Annotated in this window: 13 protein-coding genes and 3 pseudogenes; 4 read left to right on the top strand and 12 right to left on the bottom strand. The window is 72.2% G+C overall.

Features of this window, described 5'->3' with window-relative positions; all coding sequences use genetic code 11:
- Positions 1-193: 193 nt before the first annotated feature.
- The 4 genes from ACU6WZ_RS19935 to hrcA all read right to left on the bottom strand — a co-directional run bounded on the left by ACU6WZ_RS19935 (position 194) and on the right by hrcA (position 4,332).
- Positions 194-937 (bottom strand): 16S rRNA (uracil(1498)-N(3))-methyltransferase, encoded by a 744-nt coding sequence (locus ACU6WZ_RS19935; RefSeq protein WP_447029442.1) that lies wholly within the window; start codon positions 935-937, stop codon positions 194-196.
- Positions 934-2,016: a nitronate monooxygenase gene (locus ACU6WZ_RS19930; RefSeq protein WP_447029441.1), complete on the bottom strand. Its 1,083-nt coding sequence runs from the start codon at positions 2,014-2,016 to the stop codon at positions 934-936. The genes ACU6WZ_RS19935 and ACU6WZ_RS19930 overlap by 4 nt, the downstream gene beginning before the upstream one ends.
- Before the next feature lie 165 nt (positions 2,017-2,181).
- Entirely contained in the window at positions 2,182-3,315 is a 1,134-nt protein-coding gene (dnaJ, locus tag ACU6WZ_RS19925) for a molecular chaperone DnaJ (RefSeq protein ID WP_447029440.1), read from the bottom strand.
- The gene (hrcA, locus tag ACU6WZ_RS19920; protein WP_447029439.1) at positions 3,316-4,332 is read right to left on the bottom strand and encodes a heat-inducible transcriptional repressor HrcA; all 1,017 of its coding nucleotides are present in this window, start codon (positions 4,330-4,332) and stop codon (positions 3,316-3,318) included. It abuts the gene before it with no gap.
- Positions 4,333-4,517: 185 nt separating this feature from the next.
- On the opposite strand from hrcA, the gene ACU6WZ_RS19915 reads away from it, so the two are divergent.
- Entirely contained in the window at positions 4,518-5,297 is a 780-nt protein-coding gene (locus ACU6WZ_RS19915) for an MBL fold metallo-hydrolase (protein ID WP_447029437.1), read from the top strand.
- Positions 5,298-5,365: 68 nt separating this feature from the next.
- On the top strand, positions 5,366-6,196 hold the full coding sequence (locus ACU6WZ_RS19910) for a DUF3097 domain-containing protein (protein WP_447029436.1): 831 nt from the start codon (positions 5,366-5,368) through the stop codon (positions 6,194-6,196).
- Between the two features lies 1 nt (position 6,197).
- Here the strand turns inward: ACU6WZ_RS19910 and ACU6WZ_RS19905 are convergent.
- From ACU6WZ_RS19905 to lepA, 5 genes and pseudogenes are all read right to left on the bottom strand, one after another.
- Positions 6,198-6,767 (bottom strand): annotated as a pseudogene (locus ACU6WZ_RS19905) (Uma2 family endonuclease).
- A 100-nt stretch (positions 6,768-6,867) separates the two neighbouring features.
- On the bottom strand, positions 6,868-8,100 hold the full coding sequence (gene hemW, locus ACU6WZ_RS19900; protein ID WP_447029435.1) for a radical SAM family heme chaperone HemW: 1,233 nt from the start codon (positions 8,098-8,100) through the stop codon (positions 6,868-6,870).
- Positions 8,101-8,220: 120 nt separating this feature from the next.
- The gene (locus ACU6WZ_RS19895; protein WP_447029433.1) at positions 8,221-10,254 is read right to left on the bottom strand and encodes a SpoIIE family protein phosphatase; all 2,034 of its coding nucleotides are present in this window, start codon (positions 10,252-10,254) and stop codon (positions 8,221-8,223) included.
- Between the two features lie 181 nt (positions 10,255-10,435).
- Positions 10,436-12,325 carry an AMP-dependent synthetase/ligase gene (locus tag ACU6WZ_RS19890; RefSeq protein ID WP_447029432.1) on the bottom strand — a complete coding sequence of 630 codons (1,890 nt, stop codon included), beginning with the start codon at positions 12,323-12,325 and terminating at the stop codon, positions 10,436-10,438.
- Positions 12,326-12,555: 230 nt separating this feature from the next.
- On the bottom strand, positions 12,556-14,427 hold the full coding sequence (gene lepA / locus ACU6WZ_RS19885; RefSeq protein WP_447029430.1) for a translation elongation factor 4: 1,872 nt from the start codon (positions 14,425-14,427) through the stop codon (positions 12,556-12,558).
- 181 nt (positions 14,428-14,608) lie between these two features.
- Between lepA and rpsT the strand changes: the two are divergent.
- Positions 14,609-14,873, top strand: a pseudogene (gene rpsT / locus ACU6WZ_RS19880) (30S ribosomal protein S20).
- Positions 14,874-15,185: 312 nt separating this feature from the next.
- Here rpsT and holA read toward each other — a convergent pair.
- Positions 15,186-16,169, bottom strand: a complete 984-nt coding sequence (gene holA / locus ACU6WZ_RS19875; RefSeq protein ID WP_447029429.1) for a DNA polymerase III subunit delta — start codon at positions 16,167-16,169, stop codon at positions 15,186-15,188.
- A gap of 104 nt (positions 16,170-16,273) precedes the next feature.
- Here holA and ACU6WZ_RS19870 point away from each other — a divergent pair, with 104 nt between their 5' ends.
- Positions 16,274-16,531, top strand: coding sequence for a hypothetical protein (locus tag ACU6WZ_RS19870; RefSeq protein WP_447034148.1), 258 nt, complete (start codon positions 16,274-16,276; stop codon positions 16,529-16,531).
- Between the two features lie 137 nt (positions 16,532-16,668).
- On the opposite strand, the pseudogene ACU6WZ_RS19865 reads toward ACU6WZ_RS19870, so the two are convergent.
- Both ACU6WZ_RS19865 and ACU6WZ_RS19860 read right to left on the bottom strand, forming a co-directional pair.
- A pseudogene (locus ACU6WZ_RS19865) lies at positions 16,669-19,167 on the bottom strand (ComEC/Rec2 family competence protein); the annotation flags it as partial.
- Complete coding sequence (locus ACU6WZ_RS19860) at positions 19,164-19,967, bottom strand: ComEA family DNA-binding protein (protein ID WP_447029427.1); 804 nt, start codon at positions 19,965-19,967, stop codon at positions 19,164-19,166. The pseudogene ACU6WZ_RS19865 and the gene ACU6WZ_RS19860, both read right to left, overlap by 4 nt.
- Between the last annotated feature and the right edge of the window lie 618 nt (positions 19,968-20,585).

Here is a 20,585-nt window from a genome sequence, read left to right as displayed (position 1 = left end):
CCGCCGCAGGCGCAGGGTAACGGCCTGGTGCGCGATAGGGGGCGGATCAGCCCGCGGCGTCGGATGCGGTGCATCGCAAGGCGGCGGAGCGTCCTCATAGCGGAGCTATTAGGGCGTTTCGCCAACGCGGCGAGGTGCCGTAGCCGGCGTCGCGGGCCCGTCCCCTATCGCGCACCAGGCCGTAAGCGGGGCCTCAGGCCCAGCGGCCCGTGCGGCCCAGCAACAGGGCCGTCGCCGCCGTGCCGGCCGTGGACGTACGCAGGACGCTGCGCCCCAGCCGGTACGGTTTCGCGCCCGCGGCGGCGAACACCGCCAGCTCGTCCGGCGACACGCCCCCCTCAGGGCCGACGACCAGCACGAGGGAGCCCGCGGCCGGCAGGCCTGCGGTGGCGAGCGCCTCACTGCCCACCGTCGGGTCCTCGTGCAGGACGGCCGCGAAGTCCGCCGTGGCCAGAAGCGCCGCCACCTGTTTGGTCGTTGCCGCCTCCGCGACTTCGGGAAAGCGCAGTCGGCGCGACTGCTTGCCGGCCTCGCGCGCCGTGGCCCGCCACTTGGCGAGCGCCTTCGCGCCGCGCTCCCCGCGCCACTGCGTGATACAGCGCGACGCCTGCCACGGCACGATCACGTCGACGCCGGTCTCCGTCATCGTCTCTACGGCCAGTTCGCCTCGGTCGCCCTTGGGCAGCGCCTGTACGACGGTGATACGGGGCGCCGGCTGCGGCTCCGCCGTGACGTCCCGCACCTCGACGACGAGCCGGTCCTTGCCCTCGGCCGCGAGCACCACCGCGGCTGCGCCCGCCCCGAGGCCGTCCGTCAGGACGACGTCCTCACCCGCGTGCAGCCGCTTCACGGACACCGCGTGCCGGCCCTCGGGCCCTTCGAGTACGTACGGCCCCTTCGCCGGTACGGCGTCGACGACGAAGACCGGCGCCGTCACGCCGCACCGCCCGCGCCGCGCAGCGCCAGCGCGGAGCGGGCCGCGTCGGCCTCCGCGGCCAGGACCTCGACGAGCTGCCCGGCCGGCAACTCCCGCGCCAGCCGGTGCCCCTGCCCGGCCCACAGCGCCATGCCCTGCGCGTCGCCCGCCTTGGCCGCTGCCTTGCGCAGGCCGGAGGTGATGTGGTGCACCGCCGGATAGGCGGCGGGGGCGTACGGGCCGTGCTCGCGCATGAAGCGGTTGACGAGGCCGCGGGCGGGGCGGCCGGAGAACGCCCGGGTGAGTTCGGTGCGTACGAACAGCGGGTTGGTCATGGCCTGCTTGTGCAGGGCGTTCGCACCCGACTCGGGGCAGACCAGGAACGCCGTGCCGAGCTGTGCCATGTCCGCGCCGAGCGCGAGCACCGCGCTGATCTGCGTGCCGCGCATGATGCCGCCCGCGGCGACGATCGGCAGCTGCACGGTCTCGCGGATCAGCGTGACGAGGGAGAGCAGGCCGATGCCGGTGTGGTCGCTCTGCGGGTCGTCGCGGTGCGTGCCCTGGTGGCCGCCGGCCTCGATGCCCTGGACGCACACGGCGTCGGCGCCGGCCCACTGGGCGGCCTGGGCCTCTTCGGGGGTGGTGACCGTGACGACGGTGACGGTGCCGGCCTTGGCGAACGCGTCGAGGACGGGCCTGGCGGGGCAGCCGAACGTGAAGGAGACCACGGGGACGGGGTCGTCGATGAGGATCGCGAGCTTGGCTTCGTAGCCGTCGTCGGAGGAGTTGTCCGACTCGCCGAGCGGGGTGTCGTACCAGCCGGATTCGCCCGCCAGCTGATTGCGGTAGACGTCGATGGACGCGGGGTCGGCGTGAGCGGGCTGCGGCATGAAGAGGTTGACGCCGAACGCGTGGGCGGTGAGGCCCCGCAGCTGCTTGATCTCCTCGTACATGCCGTCGGCGGTCTTGTACCCGGCGGCGAGGAACCCGAGGCCGCCGGCCTCGGCGACGGCAGCGGCGAGCTGAGGACTGGAGGCGCCACCCGCCATGGGGGCCTGCACGATCGGATAACGGCAGAGATCGGTCAGTGCGGAGGACATGAACGCATAGTTTCATGCCCTCCGCGGTGCGCCGAATCCCACTCCCCCGGGGCTCCGCCCCGAACCCCGGTCCTCAAGCGCCGGACAGGCTGGTTTCCCGTCAGCGCCCGTTGGCTGCATCTCCCGGGGACAACCCCCGGACCCCGGGCCGGCGACTCGGCCGCGTCAGCGCCCGTTGAACGCGTCCTTCAAGCGGGAGAACAAGCCCTGCTGCCCGGGTTGGAACTGCCCAGTGGGCCGTTCCTCGCCGCGGAGCTTGGCGAGCTGGCGCAGGAGGTCCTCCTGCTGGGGGTCCATCTTCGACGGGGTCAGCACCTCGACGTGCACGATGAGGTCGCCGCGCCCGCCGCCGCGCAGGTGCGTGATGCCGCGCCCGTGCAGCGGGACCGACTGGCCGGACTGCGTACCGGGCCGGATGTCGATGTCCTCCATCCCGTCGAGCGTCTCCAGCGGGCACTTCGTGCCCATCGCGGCCGCCGTCATCGGGATGGTGACCGTGCAGTGCAGATCGTCGCCGCGCCGCTGGAACACCGCGTGCGGCGTCTCGTGGATCTCGACGTACAGGTCACCGGCGGGGCCACCGCCCGGGCCGACCTCGCCCTCGCCCGCGAGCTGGATGCGGGTGCCGTTGTCGACACCGGCCGGGATCTTGACCGTGAGCGTACGGCGCGAGCGCACCCGTCCGTCGCCCGCGCACTCCGGGCACGGCGTGGGTACGACCGTCCCGAAGCCCTGGCACTGGGGACAGGGCCGCGACGTCATGACCTGGCCCAGGAAGGACCGGGTGACCTGCGAGACCTCGCCACGGCCACGGCACATGTCGCAGGTCTGCGCCGAGGTGCCGGGGGCGGCACCCTCGCCGCTGCACGTCGTACACACGACGGCCGTGTCGACCTGGATCTCCTTGGTCGTACCGAAGGCCGCCTCGTTGAGGTCGATCTCCAGACGGATCATGGCGTCCTGGCCGCGGCGGGTGCGCGAGCGCGGGCCGCGCTGGGACGCCGTACCGAAGAAGGCGTCCATGATGTCCGAGAAGTTCCCGAAGCCGCCCTGGCCGAAGCCGCCGGCTCCGCCGCCCGCCTGCGAGAGCGGGTCGCCGCCGAGGTCGTAGACCTGCTTTTTCTGCGGGTCCGACAACACCTCGTACGCGGCGTTGATCTCCTTGAAGCGTTCCTGCGTCTTGGGATCGGGATTCACGTCCGGGTGGAGCTCACGCGCCAACCGTCGGAATGCCTTCTTGATCTCGTCCTGGGAAGCGTCGCGGCGCACGCCGAGTACGGCGTAGTAGTCCGTGGCCACTTACGACTCCGCCAGGATCTGTCCGACGTAACGTGCCACTGCGCGTACCGCTCCCATCGTTCCGGGGTAGTCCATGCGGGTCGGTCCGACCACGCCGAGTTTTGCGACTGCTTCGTCGCCCGAACCGTAGCCGACTGCGACGACGGACGTGGAGCTCAGCCCCTCATGGGCGTTCTCATGCCCGATTCGTACGGTCATGCCTGAGTCCGTGGCCTCACCGAGCAGCTTGAGGAGCACGACCTGCTCCTCCAGCGCCTCCAGCACGGGCCGGATGGTGAGGGGAAAATCATGCCCGAAGCGCGTCAGATTGGCGGTGCCGCCGATCATCAGCCGCTCCTCGGTCTCCTCGACCAGGGTCTCCAGGAGGGAGGCCAGGACCGTCGTGACGGTCCCCCGGTCCTCCGCCTCGAAGGAATCGGGGAGGTCCTGCACCAACTGCGGTACGTCCGCGAAGCGGCGCCCCACGACCCGGCTGTTGAGCCGGGCGCGCAGGTCCGCCAGGGACGTCTCGCCGAAGGGGGCCGGGCAGTCGATCATGCGCTGTTCGACCCGTCCGGTGTCCGTGATGAGCACGAGCATCAGGCGGGCGGGCGCCAGCGACAGCAGCTCCACGTGCCGCACCGTCGACCGGGTCAGCGACGGGTACTGCACGACGGCGACCTGCCGGGTCAGCTGCGCGAGCAGCCGCACCGTACGGGCCACGACGTCGTCGAGGTCGACCGCCTTGTCCATGAAGTTCTGGATGGCGCGGCGCTCGGGCGACGACAGGGGCTTGACGCCGGCGAGCTTGTCGACGAACAGGCGGTAGCCCTTGTCCGTCGGAATGCGCCCGGCGCTGGTGTGGGGCTGCGCGATGAAGCCCTCGTCCTCCAGGACGGCCATGTCGTTGCGGACGGTGGCCGGGGAGACGCCGAGCTTGTGGCGCTCGGTGAGCGCCTTGGAGCCCACCGGCTCCTCGGTGCCCACGTAGTCCTGGACGATGGCGCGCAGCACCTCGAGTCTGCGTTCGCTGAGCATCGCGCACACCTCCAGCTGTCGGTCGTCGGCTTCTGCCTGGCACTCGCTGCGGGGGAGTGCCAGCAGTCTCCCGAGTCAGTGTACGGCGGTGGGGTGCACCCCTAGCAAGGGGCGGCAGGTCACGGTGTCGCACGAAGGACCTGTTCAGCGGGCGCGGGGGTGGGGGGCGGGACTAGCGTCGGAGTATGGACGTGCGGTGGGAAGAGGCAGGCTGGGAGCGGCTCGCGGCGGGTGTCGGGCGGCGGCGCATGCCGCTCTGGGACGCCACGGTCGGCCTGGTGGCGGGGGGCGAAGGGGCCGGCGGCGGGGCGCTGCTGATCGATACCGGGGCGACGCTGCGCGAGGGCGCGGAGCTGCGCGGGCAGGTGCAGCGCCTACTGGCGGACCTGAGCCCACCGAGTCCTCATGGGGCCGGGCGAAGAGTGACGCATATCGCTCTCACGCACCCCCATTTCGATCATGTCCTGGGGACGGCGGTGTTCGCGGGCACGCAGGTGTACGGGGCGGTGGGCGTCGGCGAGCTGCTGCGGCGGGACCGGGACGCCCTGCGTGACGACGCGGTCCGGCACGGGGTGGACGCCGGGGCGGCGGCGGAGGCGGCGGATCTGCTGGTGGCGCCGCACCACGCGGTGTGCGGCGAGTGGACGCTGGACCTGGGTGGCGGCCGACAGGTGCTGCTGGCGAACGTCGGACCGGGGCACAGCGGACACGACCTGGCGGTACTGGTACCCGGCCTGGCGCCGGGCGACCCCGAGGTGGTCTTCTGCGGCGACCTGGTCGAGGAGTCGGGGCCGCCCCAGGCCGGCCCGGACGCCCACCCGTCGCACTGGCCGGCGGCCCTGGACCGGCTGCTGGAACTGGGCGGCGAGAACGCGGCGTACGTGCCGGGGCACGGGGCGGTGGTGAACGCGGCCTACGTCCGCGCGCAGCGGGACGCGCTGGCGGCGCGTGCGGGGGTGGCGTGACGGGGTGGTGCGACGGGGTGGCGTGACGCGCTGTTTGGCGGGGTGTGCGACGGGCCACAATGGCCCTCATGCGCAGCCGACAGTACGGGCCGGACCTCACTCCCCCGTGGAAGAAGACCGCACCCGCTCCCGAAGTCCCCGCCGAGGCCGATCTTGTCGTGGAGGAGGTCACCACCGGGTTCTGCGGGGCGGTGATCCGCTGCGAGAAGACGGCGCAGGGCCCGGTCGTGACCCTGGAGGATCGTTTCGGCAAGCACCGGGTGTTCCCGATGGAGGCCCGCGGCTTCCTCCTGGAGGGCCGTGTGGTCACGCTGGTACGCCCCGACGCCGCCGCTCCCGCCCCGACCCGCCCGGCCCGTACTGCGTCGGGCTCGGTGGCGGTTCCGGGGGCGCGGGCGCGGGTGGCGCGGGCGGGCCGTATCTACGTCGAGGGGCGTCACGACGCGGAACTGGTCGAGCGGGTGTGGGGCGACGACCTGCGCATCGAGGGCGTGATCGTCGAGTACCTGGAGGGCATCGACGACCTCCCCGCGATCGTCGCGGACTTCGCCCCGGCGGCCGACGCCCGCCTCGGCATCCTGGTCGACCACCTGGTCCCCGGCTCGAAGGAGTCCCGTATCGCCGCGCAGGTCTCGGACGCGAGCGTCCTGATCGTGGGCCACCCGTACATCGACGTGTGGGAGGCGGTGAAACCGTCCGCCGTCGGCATCGAGGCGTGGCCGAGGGTCCCGCGCGGCCAGGACTGGAAGACGGGCGTGTGCCGGGCGCTGGGCTGGCCGGAGAACACCGGGGCGGCCTGGCAAGCGATCCTGGCGTCGGTGCACTCCTACCGGGACTTGGAGCCAGCTCTGCTGGGGCGGGTGGAGGAACTGATCGACTTCGTGACGATCGAGAGCTGAGCTATCGGGGGCCGACCGGGGGCAGGGTGGGAAATTCCGCGGTGTCGAGCGTGACACCGAGTGCGTCGAGAGGGACCTGCTCGCCGAACTTGCTGGTGCGTTCCGTGCGGTAGTTGGCTTGTTCGCCACTGCCCACGGGTTCGGTGAGCACGACGCACTTGGCCTCGAAGGGATCGATGATCAAGTAGACCGGCACACCACCGGCCGCATAGATCGACCGCTTGACCACATAGTCGCGGTGCGGGCTCGTCTTCGACACAACCTCGACCAGCAGCGTTACCACTTCGGAAGGCAGAAGCCGCCCGGACTCGGGGCCCGCACCGCGTTCCAGCACCACGAGGTCCGGCTGCGGCTCGCTGGTCTCCGCGAGGATGCCGATGTCCTAGGTCTGGAGGCGCTGCCACTGTTCGCGAGGAAACCCGTCCTGCACAATCTCGACGATTCGATTGTGGACCAAGTCCGGCCCGGCCATCATCACGATTTCCCCCCGCAGTAGCTCCACCTTGACGCCTTCGGGAACTTCGAGGTTCTCGAAGAGATGGGTCATCCGGTGGTCATCCACAGTGGTCATCTCCGGGCCCTCCACATCGCGCCGCGTTCCGTGGCGGCAGCCTAGGAACAGGGTAAGCAGGCCCGCAGCGGGATGGCAGGGCTTCACTCTCGCGAGCGATTCAGTCCACCAGGTCCCGCACCACCGCGTCCGCCAGCAGCCGCCCCCGCAGCGTCAGCACCGCGCGCCCCTCCCCGTACGGCCCGGGGTCCAGCAGCCCGTCCGTCAGCGCCCGCTCCGACGCGGCGAGGCCCGCAGGAGCCAGCAGCGACAGGGGGCAGCCGTCGGCGAGGCGCAGTTCCAGCAGGATCCGCTCCACGCGCCGGTCCTCCGCCGGGAGGATTTCGCGCCCCGCGCCCGGCGACCGCCCGTCGCCCAGCGCCTGCGCGTACGCGCCCGGGTGTTTGACGTTCCACCACCGCACCCCGCCCACATGGCTGTGGGCGCCGGGGCCCGCGCCCCACCAGTCCGCCCCGCGCCAGTACAGCTCGTTGTGCAGGCAGCGGGCGTCGGCCGACGTGGCCCAGTTGGAGACCTCGTACCACTCGAAGCCCGCCGCCGAGAGCGCGGACTCCGTCATCAGGTACCGGTCCGCGTGCACGTCGTCGTCCGTCATCGGGACCTCGCCCCGTCTGATCCGGCGGGCGAGCTGCGTGCCCTCCTCCACGATCAAGGCGTACGCGCTCACGTGGTCGGGGCCCGCCCCGATCGCCGCGTCCAGCGACGCCTGCCAGTCCGCGTCGGACTCCCCCGGCGTGCCGTAGATGAGGTCCAGGTTCACGTGCTCGAAGCCCGCCGCCCGCGCTTCGGCGACGCACGCTTCGGGGCGGCCGGGTGTGTGCGTACGATCCAGGATCTTCAGGACGTGCTGCTTCGCGCTCTGCATCCCGAACGAGACCCGGTTGAAGCCGCCGGCCCGCAGCGCCTCGAGGTACGACGGATCCACCGATTCCGGATTCGCCTCGGTGGTGATCTCCGCGTCGTCCGCGAGCCCGAACTCGTCGCGGATCGCCCCCAGCATCCGTACGAGATCACCGGCGGCCAGCAGGGTGGGCGTACCCCCGCCGACGAAGACGGTCCGTACCGGGCGGGGATCGTCGCCGAGGACCTTGCGGGCCAGGCGCACCTCTTCGATCAGCGTGTCCGCGTAGTTGTCGCGCGAGGCCAGCGCACCGCCCGAACCGCGCAGCTCGGTCGCCGTGTAGGTGTTGAAGTCGCAGTAGCCGCACCGAGTGGCGCAGTACGGAACGTGCAGGTAGAAGCCGAGCGGCCGCTCCGCCGCGCCGGCCAGGGCGTGCGACGGCAGCGCCCCGTCGTCGGGCATGGGCTCACCGTCGGGCAGAACTGAAGGCATACCCCCATTGTCACAGCTCCGGACATCACGGCTCCGGACACACCGCCCGGATCGTTCGTCGTACCGCCCGCAGCGCCGCGACCCCCGCAGCCAGGCCCCGCGCCGGTCGCCCCCGCGGCCTCAGACCGCCTGGAGGACCAGCAGCGCCACGTCGTCGTCCGGTGGGATGGGCGAGAAGTCGTGCACCTCGCGCATGATCCGTTCGGCGACGCCCTGCGCGCTCAGTCCCGCGCACCGCCCGAGCGCCGCCGCCAGGCCGTCCGCGTCGTCGAACATCCGCAGACCGGAGCGCCGCTCCGTCACCCCGTCCGTGACGCACAGCAGGGTGTCACCGGCCCGCAGTACGAAGGTCTCGCTCTCGTACGTCACGTCGTCCACGACCCCGAGCAGCATCTGGGGGACGGCGGCGGGTCGTACGCTGCCGTCCGGCCGCAGGACGAGCGGGAGCGGGTGCCCGGCGCTCGCCAGTGTGCAGCGCACCCCGCCGCCGTCGGCCGCGGCGAGCGGGACCAGTTCGCCGTACAGGAGGGAGAGGAAGCGCGGCTGCGGCGGCCCCTCCAGCCCGCCGAATCCCCCCGCGAGCCCGACACCGGCACCGGCACCGATTCCGGCGACCCCGGCACCGGCCGGCCCCGGCAGCCCCGTCACCCCGGCCGCCGCCTCCACCGCCGCCATCCTGGCCGTCGCCTCCGCCGCTTCGACCGCGTCGTCGAGCAGCAGCCCGTTCAGCCGCCCGAGCACCTCCCCCACCGCCCGCCCCTCGCGGGCGAGCAGCCGCAGCCACGGCCTGACGAGGCCGGTGACGACCGCCGCCTCGGGGCCGCTGCCCTGGACGTCGCCGAGCGTGAAGGACCAGCGGCCGCTCGCGCCGGGGAAGACGTCGTAGAAGTCGCCGCCCGCGACACCCTGCCCGCGCGGCTCGTACACCAGGGCCTTCTCGACGCCCGGGATGTCGGCCATCTGCCCCGGCAGCAGGGCGCGTTGCAGCACCCGGCTGATGGTGGCCTGCCGGGTGTACTGGCGGGCCGCGGCGACGGCGAGTGCGACACGGCGTACGAAGTCCTCGGTCAGGCCGGTCACTTCGTCGGGCATCCGCGTCGTCCCGGCCCGGCCCAGCATCAGCGTCCCGAGGCCGCGGCCGCCCGCGGCCAGCCGGTACGCGACCGCCGCACCTCCGCCGTCTTGGACATCACCCCCTGCCGGCTCTTCCGGCGGGTCCGCGCCCGGCCACGGCACCGGCACCGGGCCGCCGCTCGCGGAGTCCGCCGCCGGCGGCTCCTTCTCGACGCGGCGGCGCAGCTCCTCGACGCCGGCTTCGCGCTGGTGCCAGACGTGGGCGAGCCGGGGCGCCGCGCCTTCCTCCTCCAGCCACACGGCGCACCAGTCGGCGAGCCGGGGCACCAGGAGCTGCGCGGCGAGCGCCGCGATCATGTCCTCGTCGAACTGGCCGGTCAGCAGGTCGGAGGCCTCGGCCAGGAAGGACAGCGCGCCCCGGTTGATCCAGTCGCTGTCGTATTCGCGGTACTCGCGGTACTCGCGGTACTCGCGCGCGGACCGCTGCGGCTCGGGAGCGAGATCGGGCGCGGCCGCCGCGGGGGATGCGGCGGGCGCGGAGCCGGCGGGCAGGACAGGACGCCCCGGCTGCGCGCCGTCGAGGCAGACGCGCGCCCAGACCGTCTTGAGGCCGCTGCGGTAGGTGACGCCCCAGGACGCGGAGAGCGCGGCCACCAGACGCAGCCCGCGCCCGAACTCGTTGCCGCCCACGGCGGGGTTGCTGTCGGGTTCGCCTCGCAGGGCGCGGGCGGGGTGGTGGTCGGAGACCTCGACGACCAGGGCCGCGGGGTCCTCGTCGCGCGCCTCCTCCAGATGGCAGACGAGTTCGACGTCGGTCCCGGCGTGCACGACCGCGTTGGTGACCAGTTCACTGACGATGATCACCGCGTCGTCGGCCGTCCGGTCGGTGAACGCGATCGTCTGCGGCAGCCCGAGCCCGGTCCATTCCGCGAGCGCGGCCCGCACGAACCGGCGCGCGGCAGCAGGGGCGAGCGGATTCCCGGGCAGGCTCGCGCAGGTAGCCGACTGGCCGTCAGGAAGCCCTGCGGTCAGATGCGTTGCGCGGTAGGTGGACTTCCGCTGCCTCGGAATGGACGCCACAGTGCGACTCCCGGTCGGTTCTCTCGAATGCGCCCCGAATGCGCCCCCGACGACACCGACAGAGTGACAGAACGAGTCCACCCATAAGCAAGAAGTAACCGAAGTCACGCACGGAAATGGCCGGGCGGGCGGAACCATACGGCACTTTCGTGCGGTTCCGCCCGCCCGGCCCGCCGCTTCGTCACGCCTCGCGCGAGCCCGCGTACATGTCCTCGATCAGATTCTTGTACTCGCGCTCGACCACCGGCCGCTTGAGCTTGAGGCTCGGGGTCAGCTCGCCGTGCTCGATGTCCAGGTCGCGTGGCAGCAGGCGGAACTTCTTGATGCTCTGCCAGCGCTGCAGGCCCTCGTTGAGCTGCCGCACATAGCCGTCGACGAGCTCCAGCGTCTGCGGCGCGGCGACGATCTCGGCGTACGACTTGCCCTCCAGGCCGTTGTCCTTGGCCCAGCCCAGGATCGTCGGCTCGTCGAGCGCGATCAGCGCGGTGCAGAAGTTACGGTCCGCGCCGTGCACCAGGATGTTGGAGACGAACGGGCACACCGCCTTGAACTGGCCCTCGACCTCGGCCGGCGCGATGTACTTGCCGCCCGACGTCTTGATGAGGTCCTTCTTGCGGTCCGTGATCCGCAGGTAGCCGTCGACGGACAGCTCGCCGATGTCCCCGGTGTGGAACCAGCCGTCCGACTCCAGGACTTCCGCGGTCTTCTCGGGCTGCCCGTGGTAGCCCTGCATGATGCCGGGGCCCCGCAGCAGGATCTCGCCGTCGTCCGCGATACGTACCTCGGTGCCGGGAAGCGGCTTGCCGACCGTGCCGGTGCGGTAGGCCTCGCCCGGGTTCACGAAGGAGGCGGCGCTGGACTCGGTCAGCCCGTAACCCTCCAGGATGTGGATGCCCGCGCCGGAGAAGAAGAAGCCGATGTCGGGTGCGAGCGCCGCCGAACCGGAGACGCAGGCGCGCAGGTTGCCACCGAAGGCCTCGCGGATCTTGGCGTAGACGAGGGTGTCGGCGACCTTGTGCTTCGCGGTCAGGGCGAAGGGCGCGGAGGCCGTGCCCGTACGCCGGAAGTTGTCCTGGCTGACCTTCGCGTACTCGCGGGCGACCTCCGCCGCCCACTGGAAGATCTTGTACTTGGCGCCGCCGCCGGCCCGTGCCTTGGCCGCGACGCCGTTGTAGACCTTCTCGAAGATGCGCGGCACGGCGGCCATGTAGGTCGGCTGGACCACCGGCAGATTCTCGATGATCTTGTCGACGCGGCCGTCCACGGCGGTGACGTGCCCGACCTCGATCTGGCCCGAGGTCAGCACCTTGCCGAAGACGTGCGCGAGCGGCAGCCAGAGGTACTGCACGTCCGAGGCCGTGATCAGGCCGGTCGCGACGGTCGCCTTGGCCATGTACGACCAGCAGTCGTGCTCCAGGCGTACGCCCTTGGGCCGGCCCGTGGTGCCCGAGGTGTAGATCAGCGTCGCGAGCTGGCCGGAGGTGATCGCCGCCACGCGCTCGACGACGGCCTGCGGGTGCTGCGCCAGGTGCGCCGCTCCGCGTGCCTCCAGGTCGGCGAGCGAGAGGACCCAGCCCTCGGGGTCGCCCTCGGCCGGTTCGGCGCCCTGGGGGTCGATGACGACGACATGGGCGAGGTTGGGCAGGTCGGCGCGCTTCTCGCGGGCCTTGGCGAGCTGCGCGGCGTCCTCGGCGATCAGGACGCGGCTCTCGGAGTCGGCCAGGATGTAGGCCGACTCCTCGGCGTTGGTCGACGGGTAGACCGTCGTCGTCGCGGCGCCCGCGCACATCACGCCGAGGTCGGCGAGGATCCACTCGACGCGGGTGTTGGAGGCGAGGGCGACCCGGTCCTCAGGATGCAGGCCCAGGGTGATCAGGCCGGCGGCGACGGCGTACACCCGCTCGGCGGCCTGCCCCCAGCTCAGCGACTTCCAGGCGTCGGGGCCCTGCCCCGACGCGGCCGGTACGGGATACCGGTATGCCTCACCATCGGGCGTGGCAGCCACGCGCTCAATGAAGAGGGCCGCAACCGACGGCGGCCGGTTCTCGATCAAGGTCTGTGTGTCGCTCACGACGTCCTCCGGGCCTGCGGCATCCTGCACGGCTGGCTGGTATTTAACTGGCGAGTAACCTTCGAGTCGTGATCAGAGTAAAGCGCACGCGGCCGGGGCGTAAGAGTCTGCGGCTCGCGGCTTCATAACAGAACGGACCCGCCGCGCCCCGGCACACCCCGGTACGCGAAAAGCGCCCGTCCGGGATACGGAGGGCGCTTCGCGCGTGCCGCACGGCCTGGTGGCGGCTGCTACTTCTTGGACTTGCCGCCGCCGGAGTCGTCGCTGGACAGCACGGCGATGAAGGCCTCCTGCGGGACCTCCACACTGCCGACCATCTTCATCCGCTTCTTGCCTTCCTTCTGCTTCTCCAGCAGCTTGCGCTTACGGGAGATGTCGCCGCCGTAACACTTGGCCAGGACATCCTTGCGGATGGCGCGGATGGTCTCGCGGGCGATGACCCGGGAGCCGATGGCGGCCTGGATGGGGATCTCGAAGGCCTGCCGCGGGATGAGCTCCCTGAGCTTCGCCACGAGCCGCACGCCGTACGCGTACGCCGCGTCCTTGTGCGTGACGGCGGAGAAGGCGTCGACCCGGTCGCCGTGCAGCAGGATGTCGACCTTGACGAGGGCGGCGGACTGCTCGCCGGTGGGCTCGTAGTCCAGGGAGGCGTAACCGCGCGTCTTGGACTTCAGCTGGTCGAAGAAGTCGAAGACGATCTCCGCGAGCGGCAGCGTGTAGCGGATCTCGACCCGGTCCTCGGAGAGGTAGTCCATGCCGAGCAGCGTGCCGCGACGGGTCTGGCAGAGCTCCATGATCGCGCCGATGAACTCGCTGGGGGCGAGGATCGTGGCCCGCACGACGGGCTCGTACACGTCCGAGATCTTGCCCTCGGGGAACTCGCTCGGGTTGGTGACCGTGTGCTCGCTGCGGTCCTCCATGACCACGCGGTAGACCACGTTGGGCGCGGTGGCGATCAGGTCGAGCCCGAACTCGCGCTCGAGGCGCTCGCGGATCACGTCGAGGTGCAGCAGGCCGAGGAAGCCGACGCGGAAGCCGAAGCCGAGCGCGGCGGAGGTCTCCGGCTCGTACACCAGGGCGGCGTCGTTGAGCTGGAGCTTGTCGAGGGCCTCGCGGAGGTCGGGGTACTCGGAGCCGTCCAGCGGATACAGACCGGAGAAGACCATCGGCTTCGGGTCCTTGTAACCGCCCAGGGCCTGGGTGGCGCCCTTGTGCAGGGAGGTGATCGTGTCACCGACCTTGGACTGACGGACGTCCTTCACGCCGGTGATGATGTAGCCCACCTCGCCGACGCCGATGCCGTCGGCCGGGGTCATCTCCGGCGAGGAGACACCGATCTCCAGCAGCTCGTGGCTCGCGCCGGTGGACATCATCTTGATGCGCTCACGCTTGTTGAGCTGCCCGTCGATCACACGTACATAGGTGACGACGCCCCGGTACGAGTCGTACACCGAGTCGAAGATCATCGCGCGGGCGGGGGCGTCGGCAACGCCCACCGGGGCCGGCACGTCCCGCACGACCCGGTTGAGCAGCGCGTCCACGCCGATGCCGGTCTTCGCGGAGACCTTGAGCACGTCCTCCGGCTGGCAGCCGATGAGGTTCGCCAGCTCTTCGGAGAACTTCTCGGGCTGAGCGGCCGGCAGGTCGATCTTGTTCAGTACCGGGACGATGGTGAGGTTGTTCTCCATCGCCAGGTAGAGGTTCGCGAGCGTCTGCGCCTCGATGCCCTGGGCGGCGTCGACGAGCAGCACCGTGCCTTCGCAGGCGGCGAGCGACCGCGACACCTCATACGTGAAGTCCACGTGCCCCGGGGTGTCGATCATGTTCAGGACATGGGTGCTGCCCAGGTCCGGGCCCTCGGTGGGCGCCCAGGGCAGCCGTACCGCCTGGGACTTGATCGTGATGCCGCGCTCGCGCTCGATGTCCATACGGTCGAGATACTGGGCGCGCATCTGCCTCTGATCGACCACACCGGTCAGCTGGAGCATCCGGTCGGCGAGGGTCGACTTGCCGTGGTCGATGTGCGCGATGATGCAGAAGTTGCGGATCAGCGCCGGGTCGGTACGGCTCGGCTCGGGCACGTTGGGAGGAGTCGCGGGCACGCAGGGTCTCGTCTCGGGGCGATGTTGGATCGATACGTAGCTGCCATCGTCCCACGGACGGGGGCCGGGTCTCGGTTTGGGCCGCCCGACCGGCCGCTGGTACTCTGGGCAGCTGTGTCTCGTGGCCCTCTAAGCAGCGAGGCACTCATCGAAGATCCAACGAACCTGTAAAGGCTCTTTCGTGGCGAACATCAAGTCCCAGATCAAGCGGAACAAGACGAACGAGAAGGCGCGCCTGCGCAACAAGGCCGTCAAGTCCTCGCTCAAGACCGCGGTCCGCAAGGCCCGCGAGGCTGTCACCGCGGGTGACCTCGAGAAGGCCACTGTGGCCGTCCGCGAGGCTTCGCAGAAGCTCGACAAGGCAGTCTCGAAGGGCGTCATCCACAAGAACCGCCGCCAACAAGAAGTCGGCGCTGGCGCACAAGGTTGCCGCCCTGCAGGGCTGAGCCCCACACGCACGACCGGTATGACCCGTATGACCTGTATGACTTGCACCATCGCCGGTAGGGACTCAGCGGGCCCTCTCTTCCGCTCCTGACCCGGCACACCTCGCGCCGCACGCGGCCTGCGTTCGCCACGCGGGTGCGGCGCATCCAGGCTCTGACAGAACCTGACAGGCTTCGCGCAAGGGCCCCGGCCTCCGTCCTTCCCCAGGACGGCGGCCGGGGCCCTTGTGGTTTCCGCGGCGTTGGGCAGGTTGCGGCGCTTTACTTTGTCGCAGCGCTTTCCGCAGGGGCGGCGCTTTCCGCTACGGGCGGCTACCGGTTGCGGGCAGCGCGGGCGACCGCGACCACGGCCTTCTCCAGCGCGTACGCCGGGTCGTCGCCGCCACCCTTCACGCCTGCGTCGGCCTCAGCGACGGCGCGCAGCGCCAGCGCCACACCGTCGGGCGTCCAGCCGCGCATCTGCTGGCGCACCCGGTCGATCTTCCAGGGCGGCATGCCCAGCTCACGGGCTAGGTCGGCGGGACGGCCGCCGCGGGCGGACGACAGCTTGCCGATGGCCCGGACGCCCTGGGCGAGGGCGCTGGTGATCAGGACGGGGGCGACGCCGGTGGACAGCGACCAGCGCAGCGCTTCCAGGGCTTCGGCCGCGCGGCCCTCCACCGCACGGTCGGCGACCGTGAAGCTGGAGGCCTCGGCGCGGCCCGTGTAGTACCGGCCGACGACGGCCTCGTCGATCGTCCCCTCGACATCGGCGACGAGCTGGGCCACGGCGCTGGCGAGTTCGCGCAGGTCGCTGCCGATGGAGTCGACCAGGGCCTGGCTCGCCTCGGGGGTCGCGGAGCGGCCCAGCGCGCGGAATTCGGACCGTACGAACGACAGGCGCTCGGCTGCCTTGGTCGTCTTGGGGCAGGCGACCTCGCGGGCGCCGGCCTTGCGGGCCGCGTCCAGCAGTCCCTTGCCCTTGGCGCCGCCCGCGTGGAGGAGTACGAGAGTGATCTCCTCGGCGGGGGCGTCGAGGTAGGACTTCACGTCCTTGATCGTGTCCACGGAGAGGTCCTGCGCGTTGCGCACGACGACGACCTTGCGCTCGGCGAAGAGCGAGGGGCTGGTCAGCTCGGCGAGGGTGCCGGGCTGGAGCTGGTCGGGGGTGAGGTCGCGCACATCGGTGTCGGCGTCGGCGACCCGGGCGGCCGCCACCACCTGCTGCACGGCGCGGTCGAGCAGCAGGTCCTCCTGCCCCACGGCGAGGGTGAGGGGGGCGAGCGGGTCGTCGGTCGAATTCTTCCTGGTGGCCATCGCGGTCCAGCATCCCACGCCCCACTGACAGTGCCCTCGCGCTCCCTGCTGTTGCCCCTGCCCTACCCCTGCCGGAGTTGCCGGAGAATGTGCGGGTGAGCGATGTGAGACACGGACGACGACACGTACGACACGTACTGGTACTGCCCGACCGGGACGCCGCGGAGGAGGTGGCCGGTGAACTCCACGACCGCTTCGGGGTCTCCGAAGAACCCCAGCTGGTCCGGGACGCGCTGGCCGGCGAGGACGACGCGGAGGACGCGCAGTGGCTCGTCGTGGTCGAGGACCCGGACGGCCACCTCGACGCCGCGGCGCTGGACGGGTTCGCGGCGGAGTACGAGGGGTGGCGGGAAGCGACGTGAGAGCTCAGTCCGTTGGCCGAGGGGAGGAGAACGAGCCGGCCGAGCGAGCTTGATGCACGGCGGCCGCTGGCTCGTCTGAACCTGCGTGCCGTCACGAACCTACCCGCCGTCACGGCCCGCCGGTCACGCCCCGCAGGGACCGCACGCAGCGTGGGACCCGAGCCGGTCACGGCCACGGCGCCGTCCGTGTCCGTGCGCAGCACAAGCGCGCCGCCGGTGCGAAGCGCGGTGACGGTGCGGGGTGAGGGGTGCCCGTACGGGTTGTCCCGGCCGCAGGAGACCAGGGCGATGCGGGGGCGGGCGCGGGCGAGCAGAGCGGGGTCCTGGTAGGCGGAGCCGTGATGGGCGACCTTCAGTACGTCCACCGGCGGGAGAAGCGGGTAGGTCCGCAACAGTGCCTGTTGGGCCGGGGGTTCGAGGTCCCCGAGCAGGAGCAGGGTCAGGGAGCCTGCGCGCACCAGGAGCGTGACGCTGGCGTCGTTAGGCCCCTCGGGGAGCAGGGTCGGCACAGGCGGTGGCCACAGTGCCTGCCAGGTCAGGAGCCCGATCCGTCGCCGCTCCCCCGGGCCCGTCTCGCGTACCGGCACCCGTGCGGCGGACGCCGTCCGGCGTACGAACGCGCTCTGTTCCCGGGGCTCCTGGAGCGTCGTCGTCCGGATCTCGCCCACCGCACGCCCGCGCAGCACGCCCGGCAGCCCCGCCACGTGGTCCGCGTGGAAGTGGGTCAGCACGACGAGCGGGACCCGGGTGACGCCGAGCGCCCGCAGGCAGCGGTCGACGCTGCGTGGGTCCGGGCCCGCGTCCACGACCACGGCCGTGCCGTCGCCGGCCGCGAGAACCGAGGCGTCGCCCTGGCCGATGTCGCACATCGCGAACTTCCAGCCCGGCGGCGGCCACCCGGTGACGTACCGGGTGAGTGGGGTCGGTCGCAGGATCGCGAGGACCAGCAGGACCGCGCAGGCAGCGGTCAGCCACGGGTGCCGCAGCAGCCGGCGTGCGGCGAGCACGGTCACCACTGTCACCACTGCCAGCAGCAGGCCGCCGCGCCATCCGCCCGGCCAGTCGGCCTCCGCGCCGGGGAGCGCTGCGCCGGTACGGGCAACCGAGGCGATCCACTCGACCGGCCACCCCGCGCACCGGGCCAGCAGCTCGGCGACGGGCATCGCCAACGGAGCGGCGGCGAGGGCTGCGAAGCCGAGCACGGTCGCCGGCGCCACCGCGAGTTCGGCCAGCAGATTGCAGGGGATGGCAACCAGGCTCACCCTGGCCGCCATCATCGCGACGACGGGCGCACACACGACCTGAGCCGCGGCCGCCGCGGCGAGTACCTCGGCGAGCCGGGGCGGCACACCGCGCCTTTGCAGCCCGGCGCTCCAGCGCGGGCCGATGGTGAGGAGGGCGCCGGTGGCCAGGACGGAGAGCAGGAAGCCGTAACTGCGGGCCAGCCACGGGTCGTACAGGACCAGCAGCAGGACGGCTGCGGCCAGCGCCGGGATCAGCTGCCTGCGCCGGCCCGTGCCGATGGCGAGCAGCGTGATGAGCCCGCAGGCGGCCGCCCGCAGCACACTCGGCTCCGGCCTGCACACCACCACGAAGGCGAGCGTGAGCGCACCGCCGAGCAGGGCGGTGGCCCGCAGCGGGATACCCAGGCGTGGTGCGAGCCCCCCGCGTTCGGCGCGCAGTGCGGTGCCCGGCGGCCCGATCAGCAGCATCAGGACGATGGTGAGGTTGCTCCCGGACACGGCGAGCAGATGCGTCAGGTCGGTCGCCTCGAAGGCCTCCTGCAGCTCGGGCTCGACCCGGGAGGTGTCGCCGACGACCAAGCCCGGCAGGAGCGCCCGCGCATCGGGCGGGAGCCCTGCGGATGCCTCACGCAGACCTGCCCTGAGGTCACCGGCGGTGCGTTGCAGGGTAGTTGGCGGGCGCACCACGGCCGGGGGTTCGCCGTTCGGCACCCGCAGCACGGCGGCGATGCGTTCGCCGCCGCCGGCCGACGGAGGGGCGAGCCGGGCCGTGAGCCGCAGCCCGGTGGACGGCAGCAGTCGCTGCCAGCGGGACGCCCCTCCGTCGGCCGCCGGTGCGACGACCAGGACCGGCGTACGGACGAGCGAGTCCGGCCGGGCAGGCGCACCCGGGCGCGGGCCGCCGGGCGCCGTGACGCGGGTGATGTCGGCGTTGATCACCACCGACCTGGACGTCGTCCGGTCGCCCCGTACCCGGGGGCGGGTCAGGCGCGCGTCCGAGGTCACCGTCAGGTGGGCAGTTACCTTCGCGTACTGGTCGGCCATGCGGGGCACGGGCCCGCGGTGGAGGTCGGCAGCGTGCAGCCCGCCCGACGCCGCACCCGCTGCCCCGCACAACAGCGCGGCGGCGACGGCCGTGACGCTCAGCCCGCGCGGCGCCCCGGCGCCCCTCCTTTCCCGTAGAGCCCGGAAGGCGAGCAGCCCGACCGCCGCGAGCACGCACACCGCCACGAAGCCGGCGGTCCAACGGCCGGAAGCCCCGACCGCCAGGGCCGCCGCAGCCCAGGCGGCCAGCGCGGGAGGCGCGAGCCGCAGATCCGCAGGCCCCTCCTGCCGGGGGTCCGAGGCGCCCAGCCGATGTCCCGACTCGGCGTGGACCTGGGGGCGCGTCATGGCCGTACGAGGGGCTGGAGGTCCGCGAACCTGCGGTCGCCGATCCCCCGCACCTCGCGGAGTTCGTCGACGGAGCGGAACCCGCCGTGCTCGGTGCGGTAGTCGATGACGGCCTGCGCCAGTACGGGGCCCACCCCGGGCAGGGCCTCCAACTGCTCGGCGGTGGCGGCGCTGAGGCCGACCGGAGCCGTCGTGGGGCCGAAGGCAGCGCCCGATGAGGCTCCGGCACCCGATGCGGCCCCGGAACCGCCGGGCGCCGCCGGGCCCGCTGCCCCGGCGGCGCCCGGCAGCCCCACCGCCACCTGCTCGCCGTCCATGAGCAGCCGCGCCCGGTTCAGCCCGGCGGTGTCCGCACCGGTCTTGACCCCGCCGGCCGCGTGCAGCGCATCGGCGACGCGCGATCCGGCGGGCAGCCGGTGGATGCCGGGCCGGCGTACTTTGCCGCTCACGTCGACGACGATGCGTGCGTCGCCGGGGGCGGGGGCGGCGCCTGCGCCGAGGCGGGCCGCTGCTGCGCCGGGTGCCGTAGCGGGCGCACCCGGCGACGGCTCCGGCCGTACCGCCACCGGCTCTTCGGCCACCACGTCCGGGGGCTCTACGGACTGTGGCCGGCCCGTCCAGAAATGCTGGGCGGCGAATACGGCAGCCACGACGAGGGCGACAGCCAACGCGGCCAGCGTCTTCGGTTCGAGCCCGCACCGCGCCTGCACCCACACGGGCAGCCGTTCCCGCAACGCCAACCGCACATGCCGCAGACCGCCCCCGCCGCCGTCCGCCGCATCCGGCCGGATGTGAGACACGATCGGCGCGGGATCCGAGGCTGTGGCCGTTGCGGGTGTCGGAGCAACCGGCGACGCGACGAACCCGGCTGGGGCGGGGGCCCCGACGCTGGGGCGGGACCACGTCGGAGCTGCGGCAGCGGTCGGAGCCGTCGAGGACGAATCCGGTGTACGGGCCACTGCCGGGGCCTGGTCCTGAGCGCGATCCCGTGCATGGGACGGCGGCGGTTCCTCCGCTGTCGCTGTTGTGCCAGTCGTCACCGCAGGACCGGGCGAGTGGGCGGGCGAATGTGCGAACGGCTCCCCACCCGGCGGCGCGTCGCCTCGACGTGCTGACGGTGGTACCGGCGCGAGAAGCGCCTCCGCGCGGCGGCGCAGCGCACGGGACTCGACGGATTCGCAAGACCGGGGCCCGAGACGACTCCGCCGCCGTCGGTGCCCACGTCGGCCCCGGACATCGGAAGCACGACCGTCCGCGCCTCCCCTCGCACCGGAGGGCCTGGCGAACAGGGGCCGAGCCCCCGACGACGGGGACCGGCGCGAGCGAAACTCGGCGTCGCGGCCGACGCCGGACGGCAGAGCGTCACCGGAAGACGCGTCGCCGGAAGACGGGTCGTCGAAGCTGCGGATGTCGGGGGG

It is taken from the genome of Streptomyces hypolithicus (genome assembly GCF_052934925.1).
The sequence above is the reverse complement of the archived record's forward strand: the minus strand, read 5'-3'. Positions and strand labels throughout refer to the sequence as shown.

What these genes read in the sequence shown, in the direction of transcription:
- ACU6WZ_RS19930 (WP_447029441.1), bottom strand. Translation starts at nt 2,016, where the DNA reads ATGTCCTCCGCACTGACCGATCTCTGCCGTTATCCGATCGTGCAGGCC.
- hrcA (WP_447029439.1), bottom strand. Translation starts at nt 4,332, where the DNA reads ATGCTCAGCGAACGCAGACTCGAGGTGCTGCGCGCCATCGTCCAGGAC.
- ACU6WZ_RS19915 (WP_447029437.1), top strand. Translation starts at nt 4,518, where the DNA reads ATGGACGTGCGGTGGGAAGAGGCAGGCTGGGAGCGGCTCGCGGCGGGT.
- ACU6WZ_RS19910 (WP_447029436.1), top strand. Translation starts at nt 5,366, where the DNA reads ATGCGCAGCCGACAGTACGGGCCGGACCTCACTCCCCCGTGGAAGAAG.
- hemW (WP_447029435.1), bottom strand. Translation starts at nt 8,100, where the DNA reads ATGCCTTCAGTTCTGCCCGACGGTGAGCCCATGCCCGACGACGGGGCG.
- holA (WP_447029429.1), bottom strand. Translation starts at nt 16,169, where the DNA reads ATGGCCACCAGGAAGAATTCGACCGACGACCCGCTCGCCCCCCTCACC.